The organism is Arthrobacter psychrochitiniphilus (assembly GCF_003185915.1).
GTDB lineage: Bacteria > Actinomycetota > Actinomycetes > Actinomycetales > Micrococcaceae > Specibacter > Specibacter psychrochitiniphilus.
In genome coordinates this window covers 141,044-164,615 of the sequence record NZ_QHLZ01000002.1, presented here as the reverse complement: position 1 = coordinate 164,615, position 23,572 = coordinate 141,044, and the positions used below count along the sequence as shown (strand labels likewise).

Sequence of the window (23,572 nt, the reverse complement as noted above, 5' to 3'; positions counted from 1 at the left end):
TGGTGCAGGATTTGTGCGCCCCGTACGGGCCGCGACTGTGTAACTTGGGCGGTGTCTGTCCACTGAGGCGCAGCAGGTGCCATCCACTCCCTAGCTTCCGCCGCAACAGGGCTTTCGTCAACCATTGAGCGGGGGAGAATGCTTTCCAGCGCAGCAGTTCAGCTGGTCGCAGCCACGTAGAGCAATTGTTTATTCACAAATTCTTCCATCCCCAGAGGACCCAGTTCCCGCCCGAACCCGGATCGCTTCACCCCGCCAAACGGCATGCCTGCCCCTTCCCCTCCAGCGGTATTGATGGCCACCATTCCGGAATGGATTTGCTGGGCTACGGCCAATGCCTGCTCTGTGTCAGTGCTAAAGACAGCCCCGCCTAAACCGAACTCAGAATTGTTGGCGAGTGCCACAGCCTCGGCTTCATTTGAGACCTTGTAGACGATTAAAACAGGGCCAAAAAGCTCTTCCCCGAATGCCCTCATATCTGCTGTGACGCCGGTCAAAACCGTCGGTGCCAAGTAGTGCCCGGGTCGGTCCGCCTGAAAACCACCTGCATGAAGAACCGCGCCTTTTTCCGTGGCGTCATTAATTTGGTTCAGCAGTCCAGTAACAGCGGCAGCTGAAGACAGCGGAACATACGTTCCGTCCTCTTCTAGTTCGGGTGAACCAGGCTGTAATGCTTTGGCTTGGTCGGCTAATTCCTGGACAAACTCATCGTAGAGCTCATCCATAACGATGATCCGCTTGTTGGAATTACATGCCTGACCAGCATTTTCCATCCGGGTACTGAATGCTGCCCGGGCGGAGGCCGCCACATCAGCGCTGGAAAGGACAAGGTACGGGTCCGAGCCACCCAATTCCAGTACCACCTTTTTCAGATGGCGCCCGGCGGTTTGGGCCACGGCAGCCCCGGCCCGTTCGGAACCTGTCAGGGACACGCCCTGGATGCGGGAGTCCGCGATGATACTTTCGATTTGTCCATGTGTGGCGAACAAGTTGATGTAGGCGCCAGCCGGGAGGCCGGCGTCGCGCATGAGCTGCTCAATAGCTAGAGCAGAGCGCGGGCAGTTCTCTGCATGCTTGAGAATGATGGTGTTACCGAGCATGAGGTTGGGGGCGGCAAACCGGGCTACCTGATAATACGGGTAGTTCCACGGCATAATCCCCAGCAATGGACCAACCGGCCGCTTTTGAATGACGGCGCGGTCACCGTTGATCGCTTTAATAGGTTGGTCCGCGGCTAAGCCAGGCCCCTCCTTGGCGTAATAATTAAAGATTTCAGCAGAATATTCCGCCTCACCCACGGCTTCAGAAAGACGTTTTCCCATTTCCTCGGTGACTATCGCTGACAACTCATCCTTACGTTCTAAGAAGAGTGCGCCAATGCGGGCAATCACGGCGGCACGTTCGGTTATCGGTACGTGCCGCCATGTTGTGAAAGCCTGCTCCGATGAAGCCAGGGCTTCCTGCACCTCAGTGTCCGTGGCCGTGAGAAACTCTTGGATCACGGCGCCGCTGCTGGGATTGGTTACCCTGTAGCGCAGAGTCTGGGTACTGGGTGCTGAAGTGTGAGACACGGGTGATCCTGTTCATCGGTGGTGGCTGGAAACGCTGCTATCTTGAGGTTTTGGGGTACCAGACTCGTTCGCCGTCGGGTGCTGCAGAGTAGTCAGGCCACGCGAACTCAGTGGGCGGCATGAAATCTGCTGGCAAGAGCACGGGCATGGGATCCTGCGCCACACGCGTGTCAAACTCACTCTTGGCCTGCTGCACAATTTCCGGGCGAGTGAGCAAATCTACGAATGTTCCGGCAATGGTTTTACCAGCAACGTCGATCGTGGGATCAATGGTTGCGGGGATGCCGCCCAGAGCGTTCATCACCCAGCCGGGATATGCGCCCTGACCTGGTGCTGGTTTCAACGCTGGACGCGAAACATAGAAGCGCACCGTGGGGGCATAGTGGGTCATCTCTACATAGTCGTCGCTGGTCCAGTTCTTTTGCCATGGAGCAAGATGCTCACGCAAAGCCGCTTCAGCGTCCTGCGGGCTGATCAGAGCCTCGCACTCGTCAAGGAACGGCCTGTCCATGGGCTCGAGTCCCAAGGTGCGCTGGATCTGCTGGGCTGCAGCAATGGCTTCTTCACCGTAAGAGGGAGCTCCAACACCTTCTAAGTTGTTGTACAGCGCTTGCGCCAGGACATGGTTGGTGCGGCCAGGGCGGTTGCGTGCCACCCACGTGGTGCTCAGCTTGCAGTGGGCCATGGCGGCGGCATGTTCTGCGTTGCGGTCAAGTACTGCCAAGACGTGGTCGGCCATTTCCAAGGTGGGGCAGCGCCAAGAGTACTGGATCTGTGCAATCCGGGCCGGCAGGTTATCGGCAGTGGCCTGGCCCTGAGTGAAAATGGCGTCGGACAGGCTCCACCCACCAAAGCTGGGCAGCATGGCGTCCTGCATGACGCGGGAGGAGGTGTACATGCTCATCAAGGCGACGTTAGCGCCGGGTGCACGGGCTGCCGAGTGTGACGCCGGGATGGGCGAGTTGGGATTCGCATTGAGCTGCCACGTCTCCGGCTCATCACAGATAAAGGTGTACACCTTGCTGTAGTAGCTACCACACTGGGTATCCCAGCGGGCAGTGTTGCACAGCGGCAGCATGTAAAACGGGTGGAAACTGACAATGGCGTCCACGCCGTCGTAGTAGCCTCTCAGGCCATGAACCACCTTGGATCCCTGCACTTTCTCGGCAGGTTCGCCCGTGTACTTCAAGGTTCCGGCGATTCCGTGTACTTCCATGGCGTGCTTGGTGCCGAGGAGGCCGGCCAAAGTGGAGATACCCAGTGCTGAGTGAGGGTCGGTGTGACCGGGTGCGTGCGGGCTCAGATCCTCGCGCGGGGACTGCTCGGTGGAGGCTGACTGACAATTCCCTGGCACGGCGTCGTACTCGGCATAAGTCAAAAGGACCGGACCGCCATCGCCGCAAGACCACTGGGCGCTGAAGGCAGTGGGCATGTCTGCGCTGCCAGCTTCAACGGTGAAGCCTTCGGCGCGTAGCAGCTCCACGTACCAGCTGGCTGACTTGTATTCGCGCCAGGCAGGTTCTGCCAGATCCCAAATGTGCTTGTGCCAGGTGGAGAGCCGGGGCATATTCTCGGTAATCCATTGTTGGGCGGTTGTCTTGGCCACCGCTGTCAGTTCGGGCGCTGCAGTCAAATGTGGAGATGCAAGTGTCATGGTTTTTCCTGATTCAGGCGTTGAAGGGAGAAGTTCCGGGGTATTTAGGATGCGGCGTTGAATAAACTCACAGGCACGTGCAGAACGTGCAATCCACGCCCCTGCAGTGCGGCGTGCAGGGTCGGTGCGAAATCAGCGGCGCGGGTGATGGCGTGACCGGTGCCGCCAAACGCGGTGGCAAGGGCTGCCCAGTTCGGTTGAACTAGATCCACACCCACAGCGGGGATGCCGCGGTCTGCTTCATTGGAACGAATTTCGGCATAACCGCCGTTATCCACACACACCACTACAAGATCTAGCCGCTGCTCCACGGCCGTGATGAGTTCTTGCACAGCAAACATGAGAGCGCCGTCGCCCACGATGCACACAACGGGACGTTCTGGAGCTGCGATCTTGGCTCCGATGGAGGCTGGGAGCCCGTATCCCAGCGTGGCGTAGGCCGGTGTGTAGAGGAAGGAGTGCGGGAATTCTTGGGGAATGAACGACGCCGTGCCCAGGTAGGTGATTTGCGAAGAGTCGCCGCCAACAATGGTGTTGGACGGCAAAACCGCGGCGGCTTCCTCAGCAATACGGCTCAACTCCGGAGACAACGCCCTGGCTTGGTTGCGCAGTTCTTCCCGGACCGGTGCAAGGTTGACAACGGGGCGCTCAGGGGAACCGATCTCATGGAGTAATTGAGTCACGATGGCGGCCGAGTCGCCAATGAGTGCGAGGTCAGAGGCGAGGTTTTTGTTGGCTTGGGAGGCAAGAATATCTACCCGGATGACGGGGCCACTAGGGGTGATATTCCCACCCCACAGTTCAGACTCACCCACTTTAGAACCGATCACCAGCAACACATCGGCACGGTTGCACAATTGCTGGGCGGCGGGGAGGCGGATATCAGAGCCCAGCGCCAGAGGATGGGATTCGGGAACTGCGCCTTTGCCGTTGAGAGTGGTCACCACGGGTGCCTGCAACGCTTCCGCCAGAGCCGCCAGTGCTGCTCCGGCGGGGATGGAACCGCCACCGGCTAGGATGACGGGGTTCTGCGCAGCCTTCAATAGTTGCACAGCCGTTGCAAGGGATGTGGCATCCGCCTGGGCGCCTTGCCGGCGTGGCCGTGCCTGAAGCAAATCTTCGGGGCAATCGGAGAGAGACTCGAGGATGTTCAGCGGCACCTCTATATGGACCGGGCGTGGGCGGCCGTAGCGGAATATCTCGAACGCGTCATGGACGGCGGCCACAGCTTCTGTGGCGGAGTGAACTCGGCGGCTCCATTGAACAATGGCACCTGCGGCTGCCGTGGAATCCTTTGTCTCATGTAAAGAACCGATATCGGCAAATTCCTCACCCTCTGGTACGCCGGGGGAGAGGATGATCAGTGGACGGGATTCGCAGTAGGCAGTCCCGGCGGCGGAGAGGGCATTGAGAAGTCCAGGTCCAGAGGTGGTGATCACCACGCCTGGCAGTCCCTTTTGCTGGGCCCACCCGTCGGCGCCATATCCTGCGCCTTGCTCGTGGCGGGTTGTGACGGGGTGGATGCCCAAAGGGGCCAAATGGCGGTAGAACTCAAGGTTGTGAGTGCCGGGAATTCCAAAGATCGTGTCAATGCCGTAGTTGCGTAGCGTCTTGAGCACTGCATAGCCAGCATTGTTGGTGACCTGCACGTTGTCCTCTAGAGGGGTAGTTGCCGTGGATTGGGTTTGCATGGTGTTCCTTCTTACGAATTCACGGTGTGAAGTGTGGGGGTACCTGTGGACTCGTGGCTTGCCGAGTCTGGCTCAGCCGTAAACTGGCACGTCCCATCGATCCAGGTTTGGAGCACGGTGATGGCTGAAATTTCATGGGCGGCAGTACTCAAAGGATCACCTGTGAGGACAGCAAAATCGGCTTTCTTACCCACGGTCAGTGAGCCCAGATCATCTTCGCGGCCCAAAGCTGTGGCGGCGTTGATGGTATGCCCGGCCAAGGCTTGTGCAACTGTGATGCACAAGTTATCCGGGCCTAGTTTGTGACCGTTGCGGGTGACACGGGTGACGGCGGCCTGAATGGCCTCGAGGGGGCGCGGCTCTGCCACCGGGGCATCGGAGCTGATAGTGACGGGTACTCCCGCTTCAATGAACTCCCCGAGTGGGTTGAAACGTTCCCCGGGGGTGCCAATAGCTTGCTGAACGCCTTCACCCCAGTTGTAGTAGTGCTGGGGTTGGTTGACGGGGCGGATCCCGGAGTGGGCCATACGGCTAATTTGTTCGCCTGTGGGTAAACCACAGTGTTCAATCCGGTGCCGGGCGTCTGCGTCGGGGCGCTGAACCAGCGCCGATTCTATGGCGTCGATGACCATTTCAATGGCGGTGGGAGACTGTGCATGGGTTGCTGTTTGCAGACCAGCCGCGTGTGCTTTCGCGATCAAAGCCTTGTACGCAGCAGGCTCATGGTAGAGCTGGCCAGTGCGGCAGGGATCGCCAACATACCCGTCAGGGAAGTAGGCGGTCCACCCACCGAGCGTCCCGTCAGCGTAGAGCTTGATGCCAGCAAAGCTTAACCGGGCATTGCCAAACTGTCCGTGCAAACCCATCTCAAGAGCGTCCTCTAGTAGGTGAGAGAGCAAGTACATACTGACCCGAACCTTGAGCTGGTTCTCTGCGGCCAAGCGAAGGTACATGTCGAATTCGCGGCGTGAAACTTGAGCGTCACCGATGCTGGTGACACCGCCGGAAAGGAAACTTTCCTGGGCGAGACCCAGCTGGCGTAAATGTTCGCCCGGTTCGTCAGCAAGGTGGAAGTTGGGTCCGTGGTGACCAATTTTGACGCCGGAGACACCGGTGAGGATGTTGCACGCTGCGTCGGAAAGTTCGCCGGTCAGTTCGCCGTTAGCGTCGCGGAAGAATTCCCCACCTTGAGGGTTGGGGGTCTCAGCAGTGACACCGTTGAGGGTCAGAGTGTAGGAGTTGACAACGCCGCCGTGACCAGAAGCGTTCATCAAATACACCTCCCGGTCCGTGGCCACGGCATCAAGTTCGTGGCGTGTGGGGTGACGACCCTCGAGAAGGTTGCGGTGTTCATAACCAAAACCGCGTACGGGCAGTCCGTTGGGGGTTTTTTCAGCAGCCTGCACAAGCAAGGCCACAATCTCGGGAATGGTTGTGGCTTGGGCCGGGCCACAATCCACCCAGCTCATCATTTGTCCATACATCAAAGGGTGCGCATGAGCGTCAATGAATCCGGGGACCACAGTGGCTGCGCCGAAGTCCCGGATTTCAGGTTCCTGGCTGCCGTGCAGTGCCGCTGTTTCACGGCATTCCTGGATGCTACCGACGGCAGCAATTTCCGAACCGATCAGCAGGAAGGCTTCCGCGCTGGGGTAGGAGGAATCCATGGTGTGGATGTGCTCGGCTGTAACAATGACAGGGCGGTGGCCGTACGGGCGGTGCTCGAAGGCGTTGAGTTTACGCAAAATCTTCTCTCCCAAGAATCGGGGGCGGTTGAGGATGAGCTAAAGCAATTCAAGAACGGGGGAGTCTGGGCGCCCTTGAGCCGCCCAAGAGAGTACGTTCTGGGCCTGTTGGCGAACATACTCAGCGTCCGTGAAATCGGAAAGGTAAGCCACATGGGGTGTGATGAGAATGCGCGGGTTACCTAGCAGTGGATGGCCGCTGACGGTGGGTGGTTCTTCGTCCAGCACATCCAGGCCTGCACCGGCCAAATGCTTGGCGTTGACGCTCTCACGCAAGGCCTGTGAATCTATCAATGCGCCCCGGCTGACGTTGATCAGGTAGGAGCCCTGTGGCATCTGGGCCAAGAACGCGGCGTCGACCATGCCTTCAGTTTCTGGGGTCAGCGGCATGTGCAAGGACAGCACCGTTGAGGTGGAACGCACTTCTTCTAAAGAAGTGCGCCGAATGCCGGCTGCAGCCAGCTGCTGTCGGATCACCGGAGTGTCCGGAAGGACGGGATCGTAGCCCACCACTTCGCCAAAAAGGGCGCCTCCGAGTTCGGCGAGTCGAGTGCCAATACGGCCCAACCCCAGAATTCCTAAACGGGTTTGACTCAGCCGTGGTGGGACGGTGGAATCACGGGCATTCCATTGCCCGGATTGCACTGCGGAACTGTAAAAAGTAAGGCCGCGAGTCAGGGAGAGGGTGAGTGCCAACGCGTGCGTTGCTACTTCCTCCGTGGCCGCGCCGGGAATATTGGTGACCCAAATTCCACGCTCACGTGCCGCCTCAATATCAACATTGTTAAAGCCCATGGACAGCAGCGCAATAATCCGCAGCGAAGGCATGGCATCCATCATGACGGCGGTTACTTCCGCGTAACCCACCAACAGAGCCGTAGCGTCAGGGGCTTGGGCCATGATTTGTGCAGAATCTGAGGTGTTGAGGTAGTCAACCTCGAATCCTCCTTCACGGAGCCGGTCTACACCGGCGCGGAAGTCGACGTCGTCCATGTCCGTGTAGACAGCACGCAGGGTCTTGTTCACTGACTCAACAGCGCTGTCAGATTCTGCAGCGATGGTTGTGGCGGTTCTAGTGGACATGGCTGAGGAACTTCCTCGTGCGCTCGTGCTGCGGATTGGTGAAAAATTCCTCAGGCTCGGCCTGTTCCACAATGACGCCACCATCAAAGAGGGTGACCTCGTTGGCTACACGCCGGGCGAAACGAACCTCGTGGGTAACCACGATCATTGTCATCCCAGATTCTGCGAGATTTTCCATGACTTCAAGAACCTCGCCGACCAGCTCGGGATCCAGGGCCGAGGTGGGCTCGTCAAAGAGCATGACTGAAGGATTCATGACCAAAGCGCGGGCGATGGCCACCCGTTGTTGCTGTCCACCGGAAAGTTCGGAAGGGTAGTGGTCAGCGCGGTTGTCCAAACCAACTTTTTGGAGCATATCCCGTGCCTGAATGCGTGCCTCGTGGTGCGAGATTCCCTTGACACTGGTCAGCCCCAACATGACGTTGCGAACTGCTGACAGGTGAGGGAAGAGGTTGAATCGTTGGAATACCATACCCACTTCTTGGCGCTGGATTGCCAGGGTCCGCTCGGATAGGTGCACTGATTTGCCTTTGTGCTCCCGGCTGCCAATTCTGCTTCCCTTGAGTAAAATCTGACCAGAATCGGCCGGCTCCAACAGGGCCATCAGGCGTAGCATGGTGGACTTACCCGAGCCGGAAGGCCCCAGCACGGCCTTGACTTGGCCCTTCTCAATGTCGAACTCCACGCCTTTGAGGACCTGGTTACCGTTATAAGTCTTGTGCAGGTCCCGGACTTGAAGGATGGGCTGCTGGGTCATTAGGGGCTCCTGGGAAAGTTGGGGTGCCGGCATCATGAGATCCCCATGGGGGCGGGGACAGTGGCTTCAGTGGACTTCTTGGACTTCGCGGACTTTGAGGTCCAAGCGAACTTCTTTTCCAAGAGACCCTGAAGAATGGACAGGATCGAGACGATCACCAGGTAGTAGACGATCGCGGCGGCATAGTATTCGGCGTAACGGAAGGTGATGTTCACTCCCACCTGCGCGGTGGTGAGCAACTCCCGCAAGGAGATCACGGAGGCCAGTGAGGAGTATTTGACCAGGCCGATGAACTCATTTCCGGTAGGCGGCAGTGCAATCCGAATGGCCTGTGGCAGCACCACCTTGACCATGACCTTGGCTGGGGACATTCCCAAAGCGCGTCCTGCGAGTCCTTGGCCATCATCAACACTGAGCAGGGCTGAACGGATGATTTCAGACATGAATGCTGCCTCTACCAAACCCAGACCCACGGATGCGGCGATGAACGGTGAGAACCAGTCGGCACGCAGGGCTGGAATGATTTGAGGCAGGGCGTTCCACATGATGAGCAGTACCAGCAAGGCGGGGATTGCACGGAAGAACCACACATAAAAGTGGGCTGGGGCTCGCAGGTACGGCTGTTTTGCCGTACGCCCGACGGCCATGAAGAAGCCGATAACTGTGGCAAGAATCAGCGAAACGATGGCCACCGCCACCGATAGGGCGGCGCCCCTCATGTAGTCAACGCTGACAAGTTGCGCGAAGAAGATATTGGAATCAAAAAGCATTGTCTATGCACTCTCGTGAGAATCGTGGGCTAGGCCCACTTCCAGGTGAGGACCGGCAAACACCATGGTTTGGTGCGTGAAAGCAGGGTAGGAAAAGGCGGAGATCCGCCTATTTGACGTCAACAATGGTTGGGTCAAGATCGTATTTTTTGGCGATTTCTGCCAAGGAGCCATCCTCTTTGAGGGCTTTGAACGCGGCAGCAATGGCCGGTGTCATGGAGCTGTCCTTCTTGGTGAAGACGCCGAAGGTGGTGTCGGGGTCAAAAACTTGGCTGGCCATTTCGAGTTTGCCCTTGTTCTGCGTGACCATGTAGGCGGCGGCCACATTAGTTTCAACGAGCACATCAGCCTTGCCATTGAGAACAGCCAAGACGGTGTCCGAGGTCTTGGGATACTCGGAGACGATAGGGGCCCCCTTGCCAGCGGCCTTGCACTCTTCGCCCATCGCCTGAACCGTTGCTGCGTTACTGGACGCGGCCTGCGCAGCTACCTTACGTCCACACAGATCGAGTTTGCTGGTGAGCTTACTGGCCAAAGCTGGTGCAGCAAGGGCTGCAGGGCCAGCGTTCATGATGGGAGCGGCGTCTGCTACTTCCAAACGTGCCGGGCTGGTGTATAGCCCGCCGAGGATGATGTCACAGCGTCCTGTCTGCAGTCCGGGCATCAGGCCGTCAAAGGAGGTCACCTCAAATTTGACCTTCACGCCCCAGTGGTCGGCAAGCGCTCGGCCAGCGTCGGCATCGAAGCCAACAATGTCTCCGCCGGAACCATCCGCGTAGTACTCAAGGGGAGGGTACTCCGGATCGATACACAGCGTGACTTGGCCGGCCTTGACGAGGTCTGCAGGGGTGTTGCTGTTTCCTGTTGCGGCGTCCCCCCCGGTAGAGGTTGAGCAGCCCGAAAGTGCTAGCAGGCTGATGGAGGCAGCAGCCGCAAGTTTGAAGAATTTCGCCATTGTAGTTCTCCTGGGAAAGGGGGGAGCAGCACAGGTGGTTGTGCTAGCAGGGTGTCTAAACGATTGTGTGACACGAAACACTCGTTGTCAACAAATTATTAGAATGTGAGACTCTTTGCCTTAAATCTGTGTGAGATTTTCAGTAATTGTTCGACAAGTCTTCCGTTATTGAGGTTTCTTGTTAATTATTTGACTGTTACCTTGCTGCAGCTGGTATAAAGAGTGAATGGATCAGATGGACAGAATGCTTGTGCAGCAGCTGCAAGCCGATGGGCGCGCATCATATAGTGACTTGGCTAAGTCAGTGGGAATCAACCGCACTCTCGTGGCCTCTCACGTGAACGAGTTGTTGGGTTCGGGCAAGGTGAAAGTCATTGCCGCTGTGCACCCACGAGTGCTGGGGCTGGAAGTGCTCGCTCACTTGGCCTTGAAAATTTCAGGCCCCAGTCACGACGTCCTGCGCCGGGTGGAGGCCCTTGACTCTGCTGTCTACATCTCAGAAACCACGGGTGCGCATCAAGTGGTGGCCGAGGTGCGGGTAAGCACCATGAATGAACTGTATGAGACTGTGGCCTTTGTCAGTGGGCTACCAGATGTCTCTTCCGTCAATGTTCTCCTGTACGAGAAGGTCATTCGCAGCCTCTTTTTAGGTGAAGAGCCGGTGCTAGAGCGGTTGTCCTTGGACCAGATTGACATTGATATTATGCGCATACTCCAGCAGGACGGGCGTCGGGGGTTTGCTGAAATTGGAGAAGCCATTGGTGTGTCCATGAGTACGTGCAGGTCCCGTGCGTTGCGACTTATTGATGCCAATGTGATGCAGATTGGGGCCATTACTCGCCGCGCCGGAATAAATGGGTCCATCGTCTTTGGCTGTGGATTGTCGCTCATTGGTGATGCGTCAGCAGACGTAGTGAACTTACTGGCTGACGTGGATGGCGTTGAATTCGTTGCCCGGACTATTGGCCGGTTCTCCCTAGTGGCCACCATTGCAGCCGACTCGCAGCAACAATACAACGAAATAGTTTCCCGGATCAGATCTTTGGCAGGGGTCAGGAGCATCGAAACTTGGCTGCACACGCGGATTGTTCAGGAACGGTATGAAGACACGCTTGACCAAGTGAGATCGCTGATCAACCGCTAGGCAAGTGCCAAGGCTCCAGTGTTAGGCTCCAAGCAGGAATGCGGCTGGAGGAATGATGCGCATACTCAAAATGACCGATTGGTGGGACAGGCTCTTCGTCGCCGGCATCATCATCAAAGGCTTGGACGGTGTCCTGGAACTGCTCGGTGGCGTGCTCCTGCTCTTCATAGCCCCGGCCAAAATCCAGGAGATTGCCGTCCTGGTCACCCAGCCGGAACTGACCGAAGATCCGGATAATTTTATTGCCAACCGCATCCTTCGGGGCGCCTCCGGGCTCAGCGACCATGTGGTCCTCTTTGCCGCTTTCTACCTGCTGGCTCATGGCATAGTAAAAGTGGTCCTTGTGGCCGCATTACTCGTGGATAAGTTGTGGGCGTACCCCTGGATGATCGCCGTCCTTGGCCTGTTCATCCTTTACCAGCTCTATCAGCTGAGCGTGCAGCCCTCGGCCGGGCTCATCATCTTGACAGTGTTTGACGCACTCATTGTGCTGCTCACCTGGCATGAATACCGAAGGCACCGACGACGTGTCAGCAAGGAAATAGGCACATGAAAATACTCGTAGTAGGGGCCGGTGCAACTGGGGGATACTTCGGCGCTGCGTTGGCCCGTGCCGGCCGGGATGTGAGCTTTTTAGTCCGCGAAAAACGTGCACAATTCCTGCAGGAACGCGGCTTGCGCATTGTGGACGCGGAAGGTGAAACCCGTAGTGCGCCCCGTATCCTCACGGCAGGGACGCTTGATGAGATATTCGACGTGGTCCTGGTCACCGTTAAAGGTCCCGGCCTGGAACAAGCCATGGTGGACATGACCCCGGCCGTGGGGCCGGACACTCTCATTGTGCCGTTCCTAAACGGTATGGGGCACATGGAGGTGCTGGCCACCGCGTTTGGTGCCGACGCCGTGATCGGTTCCGTGGTGCATTTGGTCTCCACCATTAACGCCGACGGCGACATTGCGATCCTCAACCCGCTAGCGCGCTGGAGCATTGGTGACCAAGACGGTCCCCTGGAAGGCGCCGTGTCAGCACGGGTGCAGGCGCTGCTGGCCGAGATTTCCGTGCCTGGCTTCGAAGCCGTGGCTGTGCCGAATGGGCTGGCCATCATGTGGCACAAATGGGTTTTTATTGTGGCTGCCGGGGTCACCACTTGCCTCATGCGCGGACCGGTGGGGTCCATTGCCGCGGTGCCGGGAGGGCCGGAGTTTGTGGCGGCGGTACTGGCGCAGACCGCTGCGGTCTCTGCCGCAGCAGGCTACCCGGTGCCACAAGCGCAGCAGGCGGGTAACCTCACGTTCCTTACCGAGCCTGGCTCAACGTTCACCTCGTCGCTGTACCGGGATGTGACGGCCGGGCTGGCGCATGAGGGCGAGCAGATAGTGGGCGACTTCGCTCGCCGGGCCGCCGGGTTGGGTGTGCCAGTGCCGCTGATCGATCTGGCGCTCCTGCAGTTGCGCGTCAACGAGGCCAGCCGCAGCTAAAGCACCTCGCCCGGCCGGTGCCCCGTCCGGGCGAGGTGCCGGCCGCCGTCGTACTCTGGGTCAGAGATCCTCTGCTCCCGGACCTACTGCCTGGATGGGGAAATCGTCCTTGAGCATGTCAAAAACGTCGGGACGCCAGACCGGTGGCACCTCAATGAACTCGCCAACGGTGACAAGGCCCTCCTCAGCCCAGTGGGCGATGTTTTGGGCAATGGCCAACAAGTCCGGATGAACAGAATCCGGCTCCTCCAAGGCTTGGATGAGCAGGGCCGCTTCGGGAGGGGCGCCGGATGCGGCTTGGGTCAGCCAATCCGCCATTTCCAGATGCCAATCCTCATAAATGCCCTCCTCTGAACCTTCCAGGGTGGCCGTATAAATCAGATGGCCCATCAAATCCCGCATATGCAACACCATCTCGGGATCATTGCTCTGCAACAGCTGCGTGGAGGTGGGGGAGATACGGCTCTCACGCACGCTCACCAGCCCCGCCACATCCAGCAATTGCCAATAAAGTGCCAGCCGTGCGGCGCCGTGATCGGCCGGGGTGGTGAACGCGGCGGCCGCGGCGAGGGCGCCTACGCCTGTATGGATCAAGGTGGCAGCGGCGCCTTCCTGATCCAGCACGGTGCCGTGTTCCGTGAGGTCCTTGCCCTCGCCAATCCACTCAAGCAGGGCCAGAACATTCTTCCAGAGTGGGGAATTGGCAGCTGTTGTTGCAGCCGCCTCTTCACTGACCGTGGGGAGGTAGATTTCGGCGAACTCGTAGTCCTCAACGGACAGGCTATCATCATCCAACGCGTCATCGGGGTCAGCCCCGGGAACTGCCGTCTGCGCCAGCTCTTCAAAAATGGTCATCAGATCCTCATGCGTTCCCGTCCAAAGCTCGGCCTCGGCCAAGTAGGCGATGTAATCATGGACGCCGTTGCGCAGGGTCATCACACCCAGCGGGTTCGCGTGGCCGGTGACTTCCAGAACTTCCCGCAGCGCTGCGGGCACCAGATTGGTGGGATCCGGATGCGGTTCAAGGATGCGGTACATGTCAAAGAAATCATCCAGGATGGCAAGGCTGAGATCGATTGACTTATTGGGACGGCTCTCGGCTTCCAACCAGGCAACATAGCCCGACGACAGTGCCACCATGGCCCGATCCAGCCGGGCCTCGGCCGAGGGCCGTTGCGTTGACCGGGCAGCGGAGTCGGCCGAGGCCTTGGCCGGATTGCCGAAACGGGACTTCTTGGCGTTCTTGGACTTATTGGCCACAGGGTTCCTTGCAGACAGCGGGATGAGGTTCCTTAACCGTAGTCGCCTTGGCCTGGCTGCCGCACCCGTGCAGCCGCGCAAGCCCACTCCGCCCCGGCGCACACCCACGCCCCCGCGCCCCACCCCCGTGCGCGGAAGAGGTCAGAGTGCCCCGAAACGCGGGACGAGCCGTGGAGGGCGCGGGGGCTAGTTACTGAACTCGGTCAGGACCACCTTGCCGCTGCCGTGCCCGGACATACTGGCTTCAAAGGCGCGGGCAGCTTCCTGCATGGGAAAAGTTTGCGCCACATCTACGCTCAGCGATCCGTCCTCAACCAGCAGGCTCAGGCGCACTAGTTCCTCCGTGCCGGGGCGGACCCAGACGTAGTGCCCGCCGTGGGAGCTCACGCTCGCATCTGCAATTGAGGCGTGCCGGCCGTTCTCCTTCAATAACGCCAAAGTATCCTCGAGGACGCCGCCAATAAAGTCAGCCACGGCGTCTACACCCTCCGGCGCTTCGGCGCGCACGCGCCCCACTAGCCCGGAACCGTATTCCACCGCGATGGCGCCAAGTTCACGGAGGCGGGCATGGTTTTTTACGGAGCCCGTGGCGATGACGCGCACGCCCTCCTGGGCTGCTAGCTGGATGGCGGTGCGCCCAACACTGCCGGAACCGTTGTGGATCAACAGCGTCTGGCCCGCAGTCACGCCTAGCGTATCTAGACTCCGCTGAGCTGTCAGGCCGGTCAAGGGGAGGGCTGCGGCCTGTTCCCAAGAAAGGTTTGCAGGCTTGTGTGCCACGATCGCGGCTGGAAGTGCCACAAGTTCGGCGAAGGTCCCGCCCTGAATGGTATCCCGGCGGCCATAGGAAAATACCTCATCTCCCACTGAGAACTCCGGCGTATCGAAGCCCACTGCCTCCACAATTCCGGCAACGTCCCAGCCTGGAACCACGGGAAAATTCACATCCATCAGGGAATCGAGGTGGCCGCCCATAATTTTCCAGTCCACCGGATTCACCCCTGCCGCTTTGACACGGATCAGCACAGCCCCGGGGGACACTTTAGGAATGGGCAACGGCGCCTGTTGCAAAACCTCCGGGCCGCCGTATTGCTGGTAAGTCATGGCCTTCATCGATGAATTCATGGAAGCGTGTTCCTCTCCTTGAGACCCAAAGCGACTCGTGGTTTTATTCCTGCGCATTATTCAAACACATGCGCACTAGGAAATGCCGAGAAAGGAGCTCACACTTCGCCGCTCCCAGCGCTGCGATGTGGCTGCATTCAGGGCGGCTTCTACCCAGCGGCCCATGCCTGAGTACGCCTGATCCCGGATCTCGGTGGGGGATAAGAAAACGTCATGAAAGGCGCCTTGGATCCTGTGCAATGTGACGCTGGATCCCAAATCCAGGGCGCGTTTGGCCACCACATCCACATTCAAGACAACATCTGAGGACAACGCGCTGGACGACCATTTGGGTTGCAAATAGCTCTTGTCTGAGAGCATGACCAGCACCGGGACCGTCAGGCCCAGCCCACGAGCTACCTGCGCCTGCCCTTGAAAGACAGCATTTAAGAACGATGCCGTCACAGGGAAGCCACGATCCGGGCGCCAGGCGGACTCGTACTCCCACTCACCGTCGTACTTCTTTGACACGGCCCGCGTATAGAAACCGGGGTCAATAGGCGGCAGCGGAACCATGGGCCGGAACCTGGTGCGCGCCTGGATGAGCGGTGCCACCATGGCGCGCCCCACCTCACTGGCCTGGAATTCCAGCCAAGGACTGTTAAGCACGAGGGCGGATGCCGCACCCGGGTGCCGCGCGGCCCACAAGCTCAGTGTGAGCCCGCCTGTTGAATGGCCCAGCAAAACCAGGGGGCGTTGGCCCGTGAATTCGGGGGCTTTTTCGACGCGTTCGCGCCCTGCAAGCGCGTCGAAGGCCGCGCTGAGACGGTGCCGGGTTTCCTCTAGGAAGTCCAGCTCAAAGGACTTCTCATCCGGGGCAGGCTCAGGGGAGGGGAAAGGAACCGCCGCTTCGGGGACCACGCTGCGTCCCATGGCCAACAGCGCGGCCGCAATGTCGGCGTCGTACTCGGTGAGGGAAGAGACCTGCCCCGGCGCCAGGCCCGGGCGCAGGCTGCGGCCGTAATGATGTAAGTCAAGGGCATAAAAATTGGCCCCGGCGCGGTGCCAGAACTCGGCCAGCTCGTGCTGAAAAAAGTAGTCCGACCAGCCGTGGACGTACAGGACATCGGCACCGGTCAGCGCGGACGGCTCCCACAGTGGTGCGGGGCCAACGTAGCGAACCAGTGTGGCGGGGGAACCTGCGGGAAGGTCCAGGGTGAGCTGTTCAAAGGTGGGGCCAAGGACGTCCTGCTGCCATGTGCTCATAGCTTGATGCTAGCCGTAGCAGCCGTGAAGAGGGGACGGGTGCGTGATGTTTATTGCGATGTTTTCCCGCGGTGAGTGTGCCTATGCTGGAGGTGCACGCGGGCGGCCCGGATGGAGCCGCCAGCACCTGAAATATTGTGGTTGGAAAGGGTGAAGACATGGGATCTTGGCAGGACACTTTTGCGGACTGGGCACAGGCGTGGGCTGCGAGCCAGGACCTGGCCGCCACAGTTGAGGGTTCCACAGTACTTTTCGGCAACCAGCACGTCATGGTGTGGCCCGGGCAGGATATTGAAGCTCAAATCACGGTGCTGGCGCAGGGCTCGGAGCTTGTCTTGATCACCGAGGATGCCGCCGAAACCACTACCTATGCCCTGTCCAAAGGACTTGTGGCCACCTCGCGGGCGGTGCTGCTGCAGGCGCAGACGGACAACCTTGACTTGGCGCCGCACTTGCCTGCCGAAGCCAATCTTGCGGAGGCGCCCATGGAGAACTACGACCTTGTTGAGCTAGCGGTCTTTGACCACCCTGTGGGCCGTGGCCGGTTGAGCACGGCAGATGAACTTGCCGTGGTGGCTGAGCTCAGTGTTGATGAGGGCTATGAGGATCAGCTTCCCGTGTTTGAGAACGCCATTGTTGCGGGGCTGGGCGATGAAGCCTTCGCCCATGGGGCAGACACTCTGTATCTGGTGGCAGGTGAGGAACAAGCGCAACGATTTGCCGCCGTCGACGGTTGGAGCCGTGTGGCGCAGATCCTGAGCTTCAGGAAGTAACGGCAGCCCGGGTGGGCAGGGGATTGCTGCCGTGGCAGAATAGGGGGTGGCCCGGGTGCAGACGGGCCCAGTGATAATACAGCCGGCCGCCCCTGACGGGTGTGGCATGAGCGAACCACTTAAACAAAAGAAATTTGAGACTCAACATGTCCCCGCTGCAAAGCAAAGCTTCGGCAACCCCTGATTCGGCAACCCCGACCAAAAACTTCCCCAAAACCACGCCTACGTTCGCCGCCATCGGAAGCCCCTATTTTGGGATTCTCCTGGCGTGCATGGCCGTCATTGTGATCCTTTCCAATATTGGCGCCTCCAAGGGCGTGCAATTTGGCCCCATCATCACCGACGGCGGCTTCTTCCTGTTCCCCTTCGCCTACATTTTGGGTGATGTGATCAGTGAAATTTACGGTTTCAAGGTCAACCGCAAGGCCATCCTGACCACGTTTGCACTCTCCATTTTCGCGTCCCTTTCCTACTGGGTCATGATTGCGCTGCCCGGGTTCACTGACGACTTTGGGCTGGCTAAACAGCAGGCCCTGCAGGACGCGCTGGGACCGGTGCCGCAAATTGTGCTGGCCAGCCTGCTCGCATTTTTGGCCGGGCAGAGTGTCAATTCCGCGATCATGGTCCGGCTCAAGGCCCACCACGGTGAACGCAAGCTGTGGGTGCGGCTCATGGGCTCCAGCGGTGCCGGGGAATTCCTGGACACCCTGATTTTCTGTGCCATTGCCGCCCCTGTGATTGGCATTGTGGGTTCTGGCATGTTCGTCAACTACGTGCTGGTGGGCTTTGTGTACAAAGTGGGTGTGCAGTACGCGCTCATCCCCGTCACCGCGGTGGTGATCCGCTGGTTCAAACGCAACGAGCCCTCCTATGTGGAGGCCGCGCCGGCAACATAGTTGCTGCCCGCAGCTTCGGCTGGAGCCCAGTGTGGATTCGGATGGCGTTTGCGGAAAAAGACGGCCGTCTACCACTGTCTTTTTCCGCGAACACCAGCCGAACCCGTTTTGAACATACGACGGCGGCGCCTGGGTGAGTTTTTTGACTCTCCCGGGTGCCGCCGTCGTACTTTTTTGCGCCGCTATGCCTGCCGTTTGGGGTAATAGCGGCGCAGGGTTTCGGCCTTGAACGCGAAGAAGGTGCCATCCTCGATGGCGAGGCGGGCATCGTCCACCATTTTCACCACGAAGCGCTCGTTGTGGATGGAGACGAGCGTGGAGGAGACCATTTCCTTGGCCTTGAACAGGTGGTGGATGTAGGCGCGCGTGTAGTTTTCGCAGGTGTAGCAATCGCACTCATCGGAGAGAGGCGTGAAATCGCGTTTGTACTTGGCTCCGGAGAGGTTGAAGCGCCCGTCCGGGGTGTAGAACGCGGAGGTGCGGGCCACACGGGTGGGCGAGACGCAGTCAAAGGTGTCAGCCCCGTTCTCGATGGCGGTGAAAATGTCATCGGGTTCCGAGATCCCCAGCAGGTGGCGCGGCTTGTCCTCCGGCAGCTCCTCGGAGCACCAGCGCACAATGGTGCCCAGATTTTCCTTCTCCAACGCACCGCCAATTCCGAAACCGTCAAAGTTCATTTCTCCCAGATCGTGGGAGGCCTTGCGGCGCAGGTCCTCATACTGGGCGCCCTGGATTACGCCAAACAGGGCCTGGTACGGCTTGCCCGTGCGCTCCTCCGTGAGGCGGAAGTGCTCCTCGATGCAGCGCAGCGCCCACAACCGGGTGCGTTCAAGGGACATTTCCTGGTAGCCGCGGGAGTTCAGTAAGGTGGTCAGCTCATCGAAGGCAAACATGATATCCGCCCCGATCTGGTGCTGGACCTGCATCGAGACCTCCGGGGTGAAACGGTGCATGTCCCCGTTGAGGTGGGACTTGAACCAGACACCGTCATCGTCAATGTGCGCCAGACGTTCCTTGCCCACGGCCACGGAGTCGTCGGCGCCGGCGTGCGGGGAGGCCGCCACGGCATCCATGTTGATGACTTTTTTGAAGCCTGAGCCTAGGGACATGACCTGGAATCCGCCGCTGTCGGTGAACGTGGGCCCAGACCAGTTCATGAATTTACCGAGGCCGCCGGCGGCATCTAGGATGTCCGCGCCGGGCTGCAGGTACAGGTGGTAGGCGTTGGAGAGCAACGCCTGCGCACCCAATTCCGCCATGGTTTCCGGCAGTACCGCCTTCACGGTGGCCTTGGTGCCCACAGCGATGAACGCCGGGGTCTTGATGGCGCCGTGCGGGGTGGTGATGACGCCGGTACGGCCCTGGAACGCCCCGCCGTTTTTCTCAATCGCCGCTGCGTTGGGTGCGCACGTCTCGTTCAGCCGGGTGGTGACGGTAAAACCGAATTCGCTTTGCGAGGCAGGTGCGCCGGGCGCCGGTGGTTCACAGGGCGCTTCGGAGGGTGCGTGTGCGGGCGCAAGCAGGTCAGTGAGTGTTTCAGGGGAAGGCATTTCTCCATTTTGCCAGTCTTTGCCGGCCAGCGGTCACGAAGGTGTCCAACGCAACCGCCCCACCCCTTTGAACGCTCACGCAGTTACTGCAAAGAGTCGAGGAGGTGACGGGTGTTATTCGTCAGGGAAGTGGGTTTCCATGAAGGCGTCCCACTGGGTGCCGATAGCGTCGAAAGCTGCGGCGCCGAGGCCATAGGTGGAGGCGATGATCTGGGCGCCGGGGTGTTCGCGCAGACCTTCCAAGGGTTTCTGCTGGGCAAGAATAAGCAGCCCGTCTCCATGCTGCGCATAATTGGCCACCGTCAACCCCACTTGGGATTCACTGCGATACCAAACTTTGCCGGATAGTGAAGCCCCCGTGTTCAACGTCAACTCGTAGGGTTCCCCCGGATCGGGTAGCCACCCGGTATCGATGCCCAGGGCGTCCCACAAGTTGGTGTGCGCCGAACTGGTCCCATCAACATAGATGGTGCGCCTTGCAGTTTTTGGGTGACGTTCAAGAGCAAACTTCAATTGCTGGATAAACATGGTCCAACCAGAAGTAATATCCTCGTTGTACTTGGCCCATTCACCTGTGGCCACACCACGAGTCAGCGTCAATAAGGTGCCGTCTGGCCGCGGCTGCAAGGTGAAAAAATCGCCCATTTCCAAGTTCAAGCGCAGATGGTCAGCGCTTTCGCTCACATTGGCGTGATAGACCTGTTGGATTTCCGCATCCAGGCCGTCCATGTCCCAACCGTGCCATTGGGCAAGTTTGGCTGGTTCACGGAGCATGAGCCAAACCTGCTCGGCATCGGCGTTGATCAGGACGGAAAGCTGAGTGGTCACCATGGAAGGTAATCTACGCTCGATAGTTCAAACGGGCCAGAGCTGCCGGCGGCGGGTTGCCGAGCCTCGGCTTAGCGGCCCAAGCCGGCGTAGGAGATTGCTTGGCGCACCAACGCCCCGCGGCCGCCCACGAATTCAGCCTGGACACCGGGGCTGAGAACCTCCTCCGGTGTCATCCACGTCAGCTCGAGGGCGTCCTGGCGCGGCTCACAGTCGCCCGTCACCGGGATGACATAAACCATGGCAACCGCGTGCTGGCGCTCGTCCGTGAATCCCGTTTGGGAGGGAGAGGGCAGGTACTCGGCCACCGTGAACGGGACGGGACTGACAGGTAGCTGTGGCATTGCGAGTGGGCCCAGATCCTTCTCAATATGGCGGATGAGGGCGGCCCGGATGGTTTCGCGGTACAGCACCCTTCCCGAGACCAGGGTTCGCACCATGGAACCTTGCTCATCAGCTTGCAGCAGCAGCCCCACCTCGTTGACGTATCCCAGCGGGTCCAGCCTCACTGGAACCGCTTCGACATAGACCATGGGAAGCCGGTTGCGAGCCTCATAGAGGTCCTCGTTGGATAACCAGCCGGGATAAGGATCAGGGGTACGCACGCTCATATCTAAGTTCTACCTTATCCACGTCCTGCGCGCTTCTTTTCCGCACTGAAATCTAGGAAGAGTTCGCTGCCGGCACCAAAAGTGAGTATCCCGGAGCCGTGCTTTAGCTCAAGCTCGACGCCGGACACCTCACCCTGCGCCGTGGCCACAAAACCGCCGTTTTTGGCCCGGTACAGGGCACCGCCATCCGGGAGATCCCGGACAAACTTGGCGCCAATGTTGGCCAGAACCTTGTTGGCGGCAGCAGTGTCCGGGGTGCGCCAGATGGCGGTGACAGCCAGGGCCGTGTCCGGGTGGGGCAGGCGGAGGTCTTCGGATTCGGCCAGTGAAAAACTGAAACCGTCGGGCGCGGTGACCTTAGCCCCGGGGCCGTTGTCTGTGTCAGCAAGCTCCGCGTGCGAGCCATCGGCCAGAGTGCGCCGAACAAAAATAGTGGCGTCGCGCAGCTCAAAGGCAAGCTCCGTGCGGCTGGCCTGCGGAGACTCGCGAATCACCCGGATCTTGCCGTTGCCGGAATCAAAGTCGGCGCTGTCCCTGCCGATCTCCAGAGTGTCCAGGCCCAGCTCACGCAGTTGTGTGACGGTGGCATCGAAGTGGGGGGTCAAAATAAGGGGGCGCACGCGCAGCATGGTTTCTCCTGGTGGCGGGTGGATGGTTCCAATAATAGTGTTGAGTCATGGCCGAACTTCCTGAATTGCTGCTCCCCGACGCCATCTCATGGCGGGCCTGGTTGAGCGAGAACCACACCAACTCTCCCGGGGTTCGGCTGGTGCTGCATAAGAAGGGCGGCGCCGTCACTGAGCTCGATTATGCGGGTGCCCTTGATGAGGCGCTGTGTTTTGGCTGGATTGACGGGGTGGTGGGCAAACGTGACGAGCACTCCTTTGTTCGCCGTTTTACCCCGCGCACCAAGGCCAGTAAATGGTCCAAGATCAACGTGGGCCACTTTGAACGGCTCTGTGAGCAGGGGCGTATGTGCTCTGCAGGAGTTGCCGCCGCCAATGCTGCCAAGGCGGACGGCCGCTGGGAGGCTGCATACTCCGGGCAGGCCAGTGCCGAGGTTCCGCACGATTTTGCCGCCGCGATCGCAGCCAACCCGGCGGCCCAGGCCATGTTCGAGGTCCTGAGCGCTACCAACCGCTATGCCTTTCTCTACCGGCTGGCCAATGTGAAAACGCAAGCCGCCCGAGAGGCAAACATGCTTCGTTTTGTGGGGATGCTGGCAGCGGGGCAGACGCCGTACCCGCAAAAGCGCCGGCCGCTCTAGGCGTACGTGAAAGGTCAGTGGCGCCCCGACGATTAGAGTGCGGCTGCGGCTGAAAAGATACTCCAGCGCTGGATGGCGGCTGAGAGTTGATCCGGCTCGTGATTCAGGAGTTGTTCCGCGGTCTGAACAATGAGGTTCGACGCCGTTTCCCGGGTTTGGGCACAAAGCCTTCCGTCCCGCGCGGCCACGGCCAGATAACGGCACAGGATGCCGGTGAACAGGCTTCCATCGCCGCCTGGTTCGAGGCGCAGCCCGTGCCCGGGGGTGCTGAGCTGGGCTTTGATGGCGGTGACGAGGCCGGCTGCCTGCTCGAGCTGGCCCGGCCCTCCGAGCGTCAGTAGGGCGGCAAGGATAGGGCCCTGGTTGTACGTGTAGATGTTTCTTTCCACGCTGCGCCCGGTAGCGGTGGGGTGGACGCCGTCCATGTACAGTCCCGAGTCCAGGTCAAAGAGTTCGGTGCGCAGCCAAGCGGTCACCGCTGCGGCAGTGCGGAGCTCGCCAATCCGGGCAAAGTGTAGAGCGGCCGGGCCGTTGACGGGAGTGTTTTTGTAGTCGCGTTTCCGGGACCAGTACAAGCCTCCGCCCAGCACCTGATCATGGGCCGCATGCAACTGCCGGGTCAGCACCCGCGTGGCAAACCGAGCCAGCGCCACGGGTTTAGCGTTCAGCCGCAGGGATAATTCGTTGAGCCGGGAGGCTGCCAAGGCCAGCCACGCCATGTCGTCATAGAAATGGTTGGGGAAGCGGCCGAAGTTTCGGATGAGGATGCCGCGCAAGAGGGCCTGACCTTGCCGCAGCCAGCGCCGGGCTGCTGGGCGTGCGCCGTCGGACAGGGCCAGGAACCCGGCGTCCAGGATGGCGTCAAGGTAGTGGGCCTGCCACCAGTAATGCCATTCGGACCACGGCACTGTCGATGGTGGGCGGGCGTTGGGCCCTGCTGCAAGGGAACCGATCCAGGTCCCCGGCAGGCGCATCAGCGGATGGCCAAAACGGGCGTTGACGTTTTGTGCGGCAGTGGCGGCCAGCGCAGCCCAATCCCGGGAGGGGTGTGGTGACTTCGCCGTGTTCGGGAAAGGGCCTGTCATGGACCCAAGCGTACTGTCCTAGCCGTGGTGTTAAAGGCACGCCCCAGCATCCAGAAATTTTGGTTAGTATGCATTAACGCAAA

General features: G+C 59.7%; 22 protein-coding genes. 6 read left to right on the top strand and 16 right to left on the bottom strand.

Annotation, left to right across the window (positions count from 1 at the left end):
* Positions 1–158: 158 nt before the first annotated feature.
* The 8 genes from CVS29_RS04125 to CVS29_RS04090 all read right to left on the bottom strand — a co-directional run bounded on the left by CVS29_RS04125 (position 159) and on the right by CVS29_RS04090 (position 10,226).
* Positions 159–1,571, bottom strand: a complete 1,413-nt coding sequence (locus tag CVS29_RS04125) for an NAD-dependent succinate-semialdehyde dehydrogenase (RefSeq protein ID WP_110105079.1) — start codon at positions 1,569–1,571, stop codon at positions 159–161.
* Positions 1,572–1,608: 37 nt separating this feature from the next.
* Complete coding sequence (locus tag CVS29_RS04120; protein ID WP_110105078.1) at positions 1,609–3,225, bottom strand: zinc-binding metallopeptidase family protein; 1,617 nt, start codon at positions 3,223–3,225, stop codon at positions 1,609–1,611.
* A 44-nt stretch (positions 3,226–3,269) separates the two neighbouring features.
* Positions 3,270–4,916 carry a thiamine pyrophosphate-binding protein gene (locus tag CVS29_RS04115; RefSeq protein WP_110105077.1) on the bottom strand — a complete coding sequence of 549 codons (1,647 nt, stop codon included), beginning with the start codon at positions 4,914–4,916 and terminating at the stop codon, positions 3,270–3,272.
* An 11-nt stretch (positions 4,917–4,927) separates the two neighbouring features.
* Complete coding sequence (locus CVS29_RS04110; RefSeq protein ID WP_245932057.1) at positions 4,928–6,661, bottom strand: amidohydrolase; 1,734 nt, start codon at positions 6,659–6,661, stop codon at positions 4,928–4,930.
* Between the two features lie 39 nt (positions 6,662–6,700).
* The gene (locus tag CVS29_RS04105; RefSeq protein ID WP_110105076.1) at positions 6,701–7,744 is read right to left on the bottom strand and encodes a C-terminal binding protein; all 1,044 of its coding nucleotides are present in this window, start codon (positions 7,742–7,744) and stop codon (positions 6,701–6,703) included.
* The gene (locus tag CVS29_RS04100; protein ID WP_110105075.1) at positions 7,734–8,501 is read right to left on the bottom strand and encodes an amino acid ABC transporter ATP-binding protein; all 768 of its coding nucleotides are present in this window, start codon (positions 8,499–8,501) and stop codon (positions 7,734–7,736) included. The genes CVS29_RS04105 and CVS29_RS04100 overlap by 11 nt, the downstream gene beginning before the upstream one ends.
* A gap of 32 nt (positions 8,502–8,533) precedes the next feature.
* Positions 8,534–9,271: an amino acid ABC transporter permease gene (locus CVS29_RS04095; RefSeq protein WP_110105074.1), complete on the bottom strand. Its 738-nt coding sequence runs from the start codon at positions 9,269–9,271 to the stop codon at positions 8,534–8,536.
* Positions 9,272–9,380: 109 nt separating this feature from the next.
* Positions 9,381–10,226 carry a transporter substrate-binding domain-containing protein gene (locus tag CVS29_RS04090; RefSeq protein ID WP_110105073.1) on the bottom strand — a complete coding sequence of 282 codons (846 nt, stop codon included), beginning with the start codon at positions 10,224–10,226 and terminating at the stop codon, positions 9,381–9,383.
* A 226-nt stretch (positions 10,227–10,452) separates the two neighbouring features.
* On the opposite strand from CVS29_RS04090, the gene CVS29_RS04085 reads away from it, so the two are divergent.
* The 3 genes from CVS29_RS04085 to CVS29_RS04075 are packed head-to-tail and all read left to right on the top strand — an operon-like array spanning position 10,453 to position 12,849.
* Positions 10,453–11,370 carry an Lrp/AsnC family transcriptional regulator gene (locus CVS29_RS04085; RefSeq protein ID WP_110105072.1) on the top strand — a complete coding sequence of 306 codons (918 nt, stop codon included), beginning with the start codon at positions 10,453–10,455 and terminating at the stop codon, positions 11,368–11,370.
* A gap of 52 nt (positions 11,371–11,422) precedes the next feature.
* Entirely contained in the window at positions 11,423–11,923 is a 501-nt protein-coding gene (locus CVS29_RS04080) for a DUF2127 domain-containing protein (RefSeq protein WP_110105071.1), read from the top strand.
* Positions 11,920–12,849, top strand: coding sequence for a 2-dehydropantoate 2-reductase (locus CVS29_RS04075; protein ID WP_110105070.1), 930 nt, complete (start codon positions 11,920–11,922; stop codon positions 12,847–12,849). The genes CVS29_RS04080 and CVS29_RS04075 overlap by 4 nt, the downstream gene beginning before the upstream one ends.
* A gap of 60 nt (positions 12,850–12,909) precedes the next feature.
* On the opposite strand, the gene CVS29_RS04070 is transcribed toward CVS29_RS04075, so the two are convergent.
* The 3 genes from CVS29_RS04070 to CVS29_RS04060 form a co-directional block, all read right to left on the bottom strand.
* Positions 12,910–14,109 (bottom strand): hypothetical protein, encoded by a 1,200-nt coding sequence (locus tag CVS29_RS04070; protein WP_110105069.1) that lies wholly within the window; start codon positions 14,107–14,109, stop codon positions 12,910–12,912.
* Positions 14,110–14,295: 186 nt separating this feature from the next.
* Entirely contained in the window at positions 14,296–15,222 is a 927-nt protein-coding gene (locus tag CVS29_RS04065; RefSeq protein WP_170120900.1) for an NADP-dependent oxidoreductase, read from the bottom strand.
* A gap of 87 nt (positions 15,223–15,309) precedes the next feature.
* Positions 15,310–16,479, bottom strand: coding sequence for an alpha/beta hydrolase (locus CVS29_RS04060; RefSeq protein WP_110105067.1), 1,170 nt, complete (start codon positions 16,477–16,479; stop codon positions 15,310–15,312).
* Positions 16,480–16,637: 158 nt separating this feature from the next.
* On the opposite strand from CVS29_RS04060, the gene CVS29_RS04055 reads away from it, so the two are divergent.
* Positions 16,638–17,252, top strand: a complete 615-nt coding sequence (locus CVS29_RS04055) for a hypothetical protein (RefSeq protein ID WP_146212992.1) — start codon at positions 16,638–16,640, stop codon at positions 17,250–17,252.
* 146 nt (positions 17,253–17,398) lie between these two features.
* Complete coding sequence (locus CVS29_RS04050; protein ID WP_110105065.1) at positions 17,399–18,148, top strand: queuosine precursor transporter; 750 nt, start codon at positions 17,399–17,401, stop codon at positions 18,146–18,148.
* A gap of 182 nt (positions 18,149–18,330) precedes the next feature.
* Here the strand turns inward: CVS29_RS04050 and tgt are convergent, their stop codons facing one another.
* The 4 genes from tgt to CVS29_RS04030 all read right to left on the bottom strand — a co-directional run bounded on the left by tgt (position 18,331) and on the right by CVS29_RS04030 (position 21,766).
* Entirely contained in the window at positions 18,331–19,698 is a 1,368-nt protein-coding gene (tgt, locus tag CVS29_RS04045) for a tRNA guanosine(34) transglycosylase Tgt (RefSeq protein ID WP_110105064.1), read from the bottom strand.
* 114 nt (positions 19,699–19,812) lie between these two features.
* The gene (locus CVS29_RS04040) at positions 19,813–20,529 is read right to left on the bottom strand and encodes an SRPBCC family protein (protein ID WP_218867975.1); all 717 of its coding nucleotides are present in this window, start codon (positions 20,527–20,529) and stop codon (positions 19,813–19,815) included.
* Between the two features lie 68 nt (positions 20,530–20,597).
* Positions 20,598–21,137: an NUDIX hydrolase family protein gene (locus tag CVS29_RS04035; RefSeq protein WP_110105063.1), complete on the bottom strand. Its 540-nt coding sequence runs from the start codon at positions 21,135–21,137 to the stop codon at positions 20,598–20,600.
* A 14-nt stretch (positions 21,138–21,151) separates the two neighbouring features.
* Positions 21,152–21,766 carry a hypothetical protein gene (locus CVS29_RS04030; protein ID WP_110105062.1) on the bottom strand — a complete coding sequence of 205 codons (615 nt, stop codon included), beginning with the start codon at positions 21,764–21,766 and terminating at the stop codon, positions 21,152–21,154.
* 47 nt (positions 21,767–21,813) lie between these two features.
* On the opposite strand from CVS29_RS04030, the gene CVS29_RS04025 reads away from it, so the two are divergent.
* Positions 21,814–22,404 (top strand): YdeI/OmpD-associated family protein, encoded by a 591-nt coding sequence (locus tag CVS29_RS04025; RefSeq protein ID WP_110105061.1) that lies wholly within the window; start codon positions 21,814–21,816, stop codon positions 22,402–22,404.
* A 32-nt stretch (positions 22,405–22,436) separates the two neighbouring features.
* Here the strand turns inward: CVS29_RS04025 and CVS29_RS04020 are convergent, their stop codons facing one another.
* Positions 22,437–23,489: a glycoside hydrolase family 76 protein gene (locus CVS29_RS04020; RefSeq protein ID WP_110105060.1), complete on the bottom strand. Its 1,053-nt coding sequence runs from the start codon at positions 23,487–23,489 to the stop codon at positions 22,437–22,439.
* Between the last annotated feature and the right edge of the window lie 83 nt (positions 23,490–23,572).

Excerpts from the sequence above, each read along its gene's own strand:
- CVS29_RS04075 (WP_110105070.1), top strand. The coding sequence starts at position 11,920 with ATGAAAATACTCGTAGTAGGGGCCGGTGCAACTGGGGGATACTTCGGC.
- tgt (WP_110105064.1), bottom strand. The coding sequence starts at position 19,698 with ATGCCTTCCCCTGAAACACTCACTGACCTGCTTGCGCCCGCACACGCA.
- CVS29_RS04055 (WP_146212992.1), top strand. The coding sequence starts at position 16,638 with ATGGGATCTTGGCAGGACACTTTTGCGGACTGGGCACAGGCGTGGGCT.
- CVS29_RS04060 (WP_110105067.1), bottom strand. The coding sequence starts at position 16,479 with ATGAGCACATGGCAGCAGGACGTCCTTGGCCCCACCTTTGAACAGCTC.
- CVS29_RS04040 (WP_218867975.1), bottom strand. The coding sequence starts at position 20,529 with ATGGTGACCACTCAGCTTTCCGTCCTGATCAACGCCGATGCCGAGCAG.
- CVS29_RS04020 (WP_110105060.1), bottom strand. The coding sequence starts at position 23,489 with ATGACAGGCCCTTTCCCGAACACGGCGAAGTCACCACACCCCTCCCGG.
- CVS29_RS04050 (WP_110105065.1), top strand. The coding sequence starts at position 17,399 with ATGTCCCCGCTGCAAAGCAAAGCTTCGGCAACCCCTGATTCGGCAACC.
- CVS29_RS04035 (WP_110105063.1), bottom strand. The coding sequence starts at position 21,137 with ATGAGCGTGCGTACCCCTGATCCTTATCCCGGCTGGTTATCCAACGAG.
- CVS29_RS04090 (WP_110105073.1), bottom strand. The coding sequence starts at position 10,226 with ATGGCGAAATTCTTCAAACTTGCGGCTGCTGCCTCCATCAGCCTGCTA.
- CVS29_RS04065 (WP_170120900.1), bottom strand. The coding sequence starts at position 15,222 with ATGAAGGCCATGACTTACCAGCAATACGGCGGCCCGGAGGTTTTGCAA.
- CVS29_RS04095 (WP_110105074.1), bottom strand. The coding sequence starts at position 9,271 with ATGCTTTTTGATTCCAATATCTTCTTCGCGCAACTTGTCAGCGTTGAC.
- CVS29_RS04100 (WP_110105075.1), bottom strand. The coding sequence starts at position 8,501 with ATGACCCAGCAGCCCATCCTTCAAGTCCGGGACCTGCACAAGACTTAT.
- CVS29_RS04030 (WP_110105062.1), bottom strand. The coding sequence starts at position 21,766 with ATGCTGCGCGTGCGCCCCCTTATTTTGACCCCCCACTTCGATGCCACC.
- CVS29_RS04085 (WP_110105072.1), top strand. The coding sequence starts at position 10,453 with ATGGATCAGATGGACAGAATGCTTGTGCAGCAGCTGCAAGCCGATGGG.
- CVS29_RS04080 (WP_110105071.1), top strand. The coding sequence starts at position 11,423 with ATGATGCGCATACTCAAAATGACCGATTGGTGGGACAGGCTCTTCGTC.
- CVS29_RS04025 (WP_110105061.1), top strand. The coding sequence starts at position 21,814 with ATGGCCGAACTTCCTGAATTGCTGCTCCCCGACGCCATCTCATGGCGG.
- CVS29_RS04120 (WP_110105078.1), bottom strand. The coding sequence starts at position 3,225 with ATGACACTTGCATCTCCACATTTGACTGCAGCGCCCGAACTGACAGCG.
- CVS29_RS04105 (WP_110105076.1), bottom strand. The coding sequence starts at position 7,744 with ATGTCCACTAGAACCGCCACAACCATCGCTGCAGAATCTGACAGCGCT.
- CVS29_RS04115 (WP_110105077.1), bottom strand. The coding sequence starts at position 4,916 with ATGCAAACCCAATCCACGGCAACTACCCCTCTAGAGGACAACGTGCAG.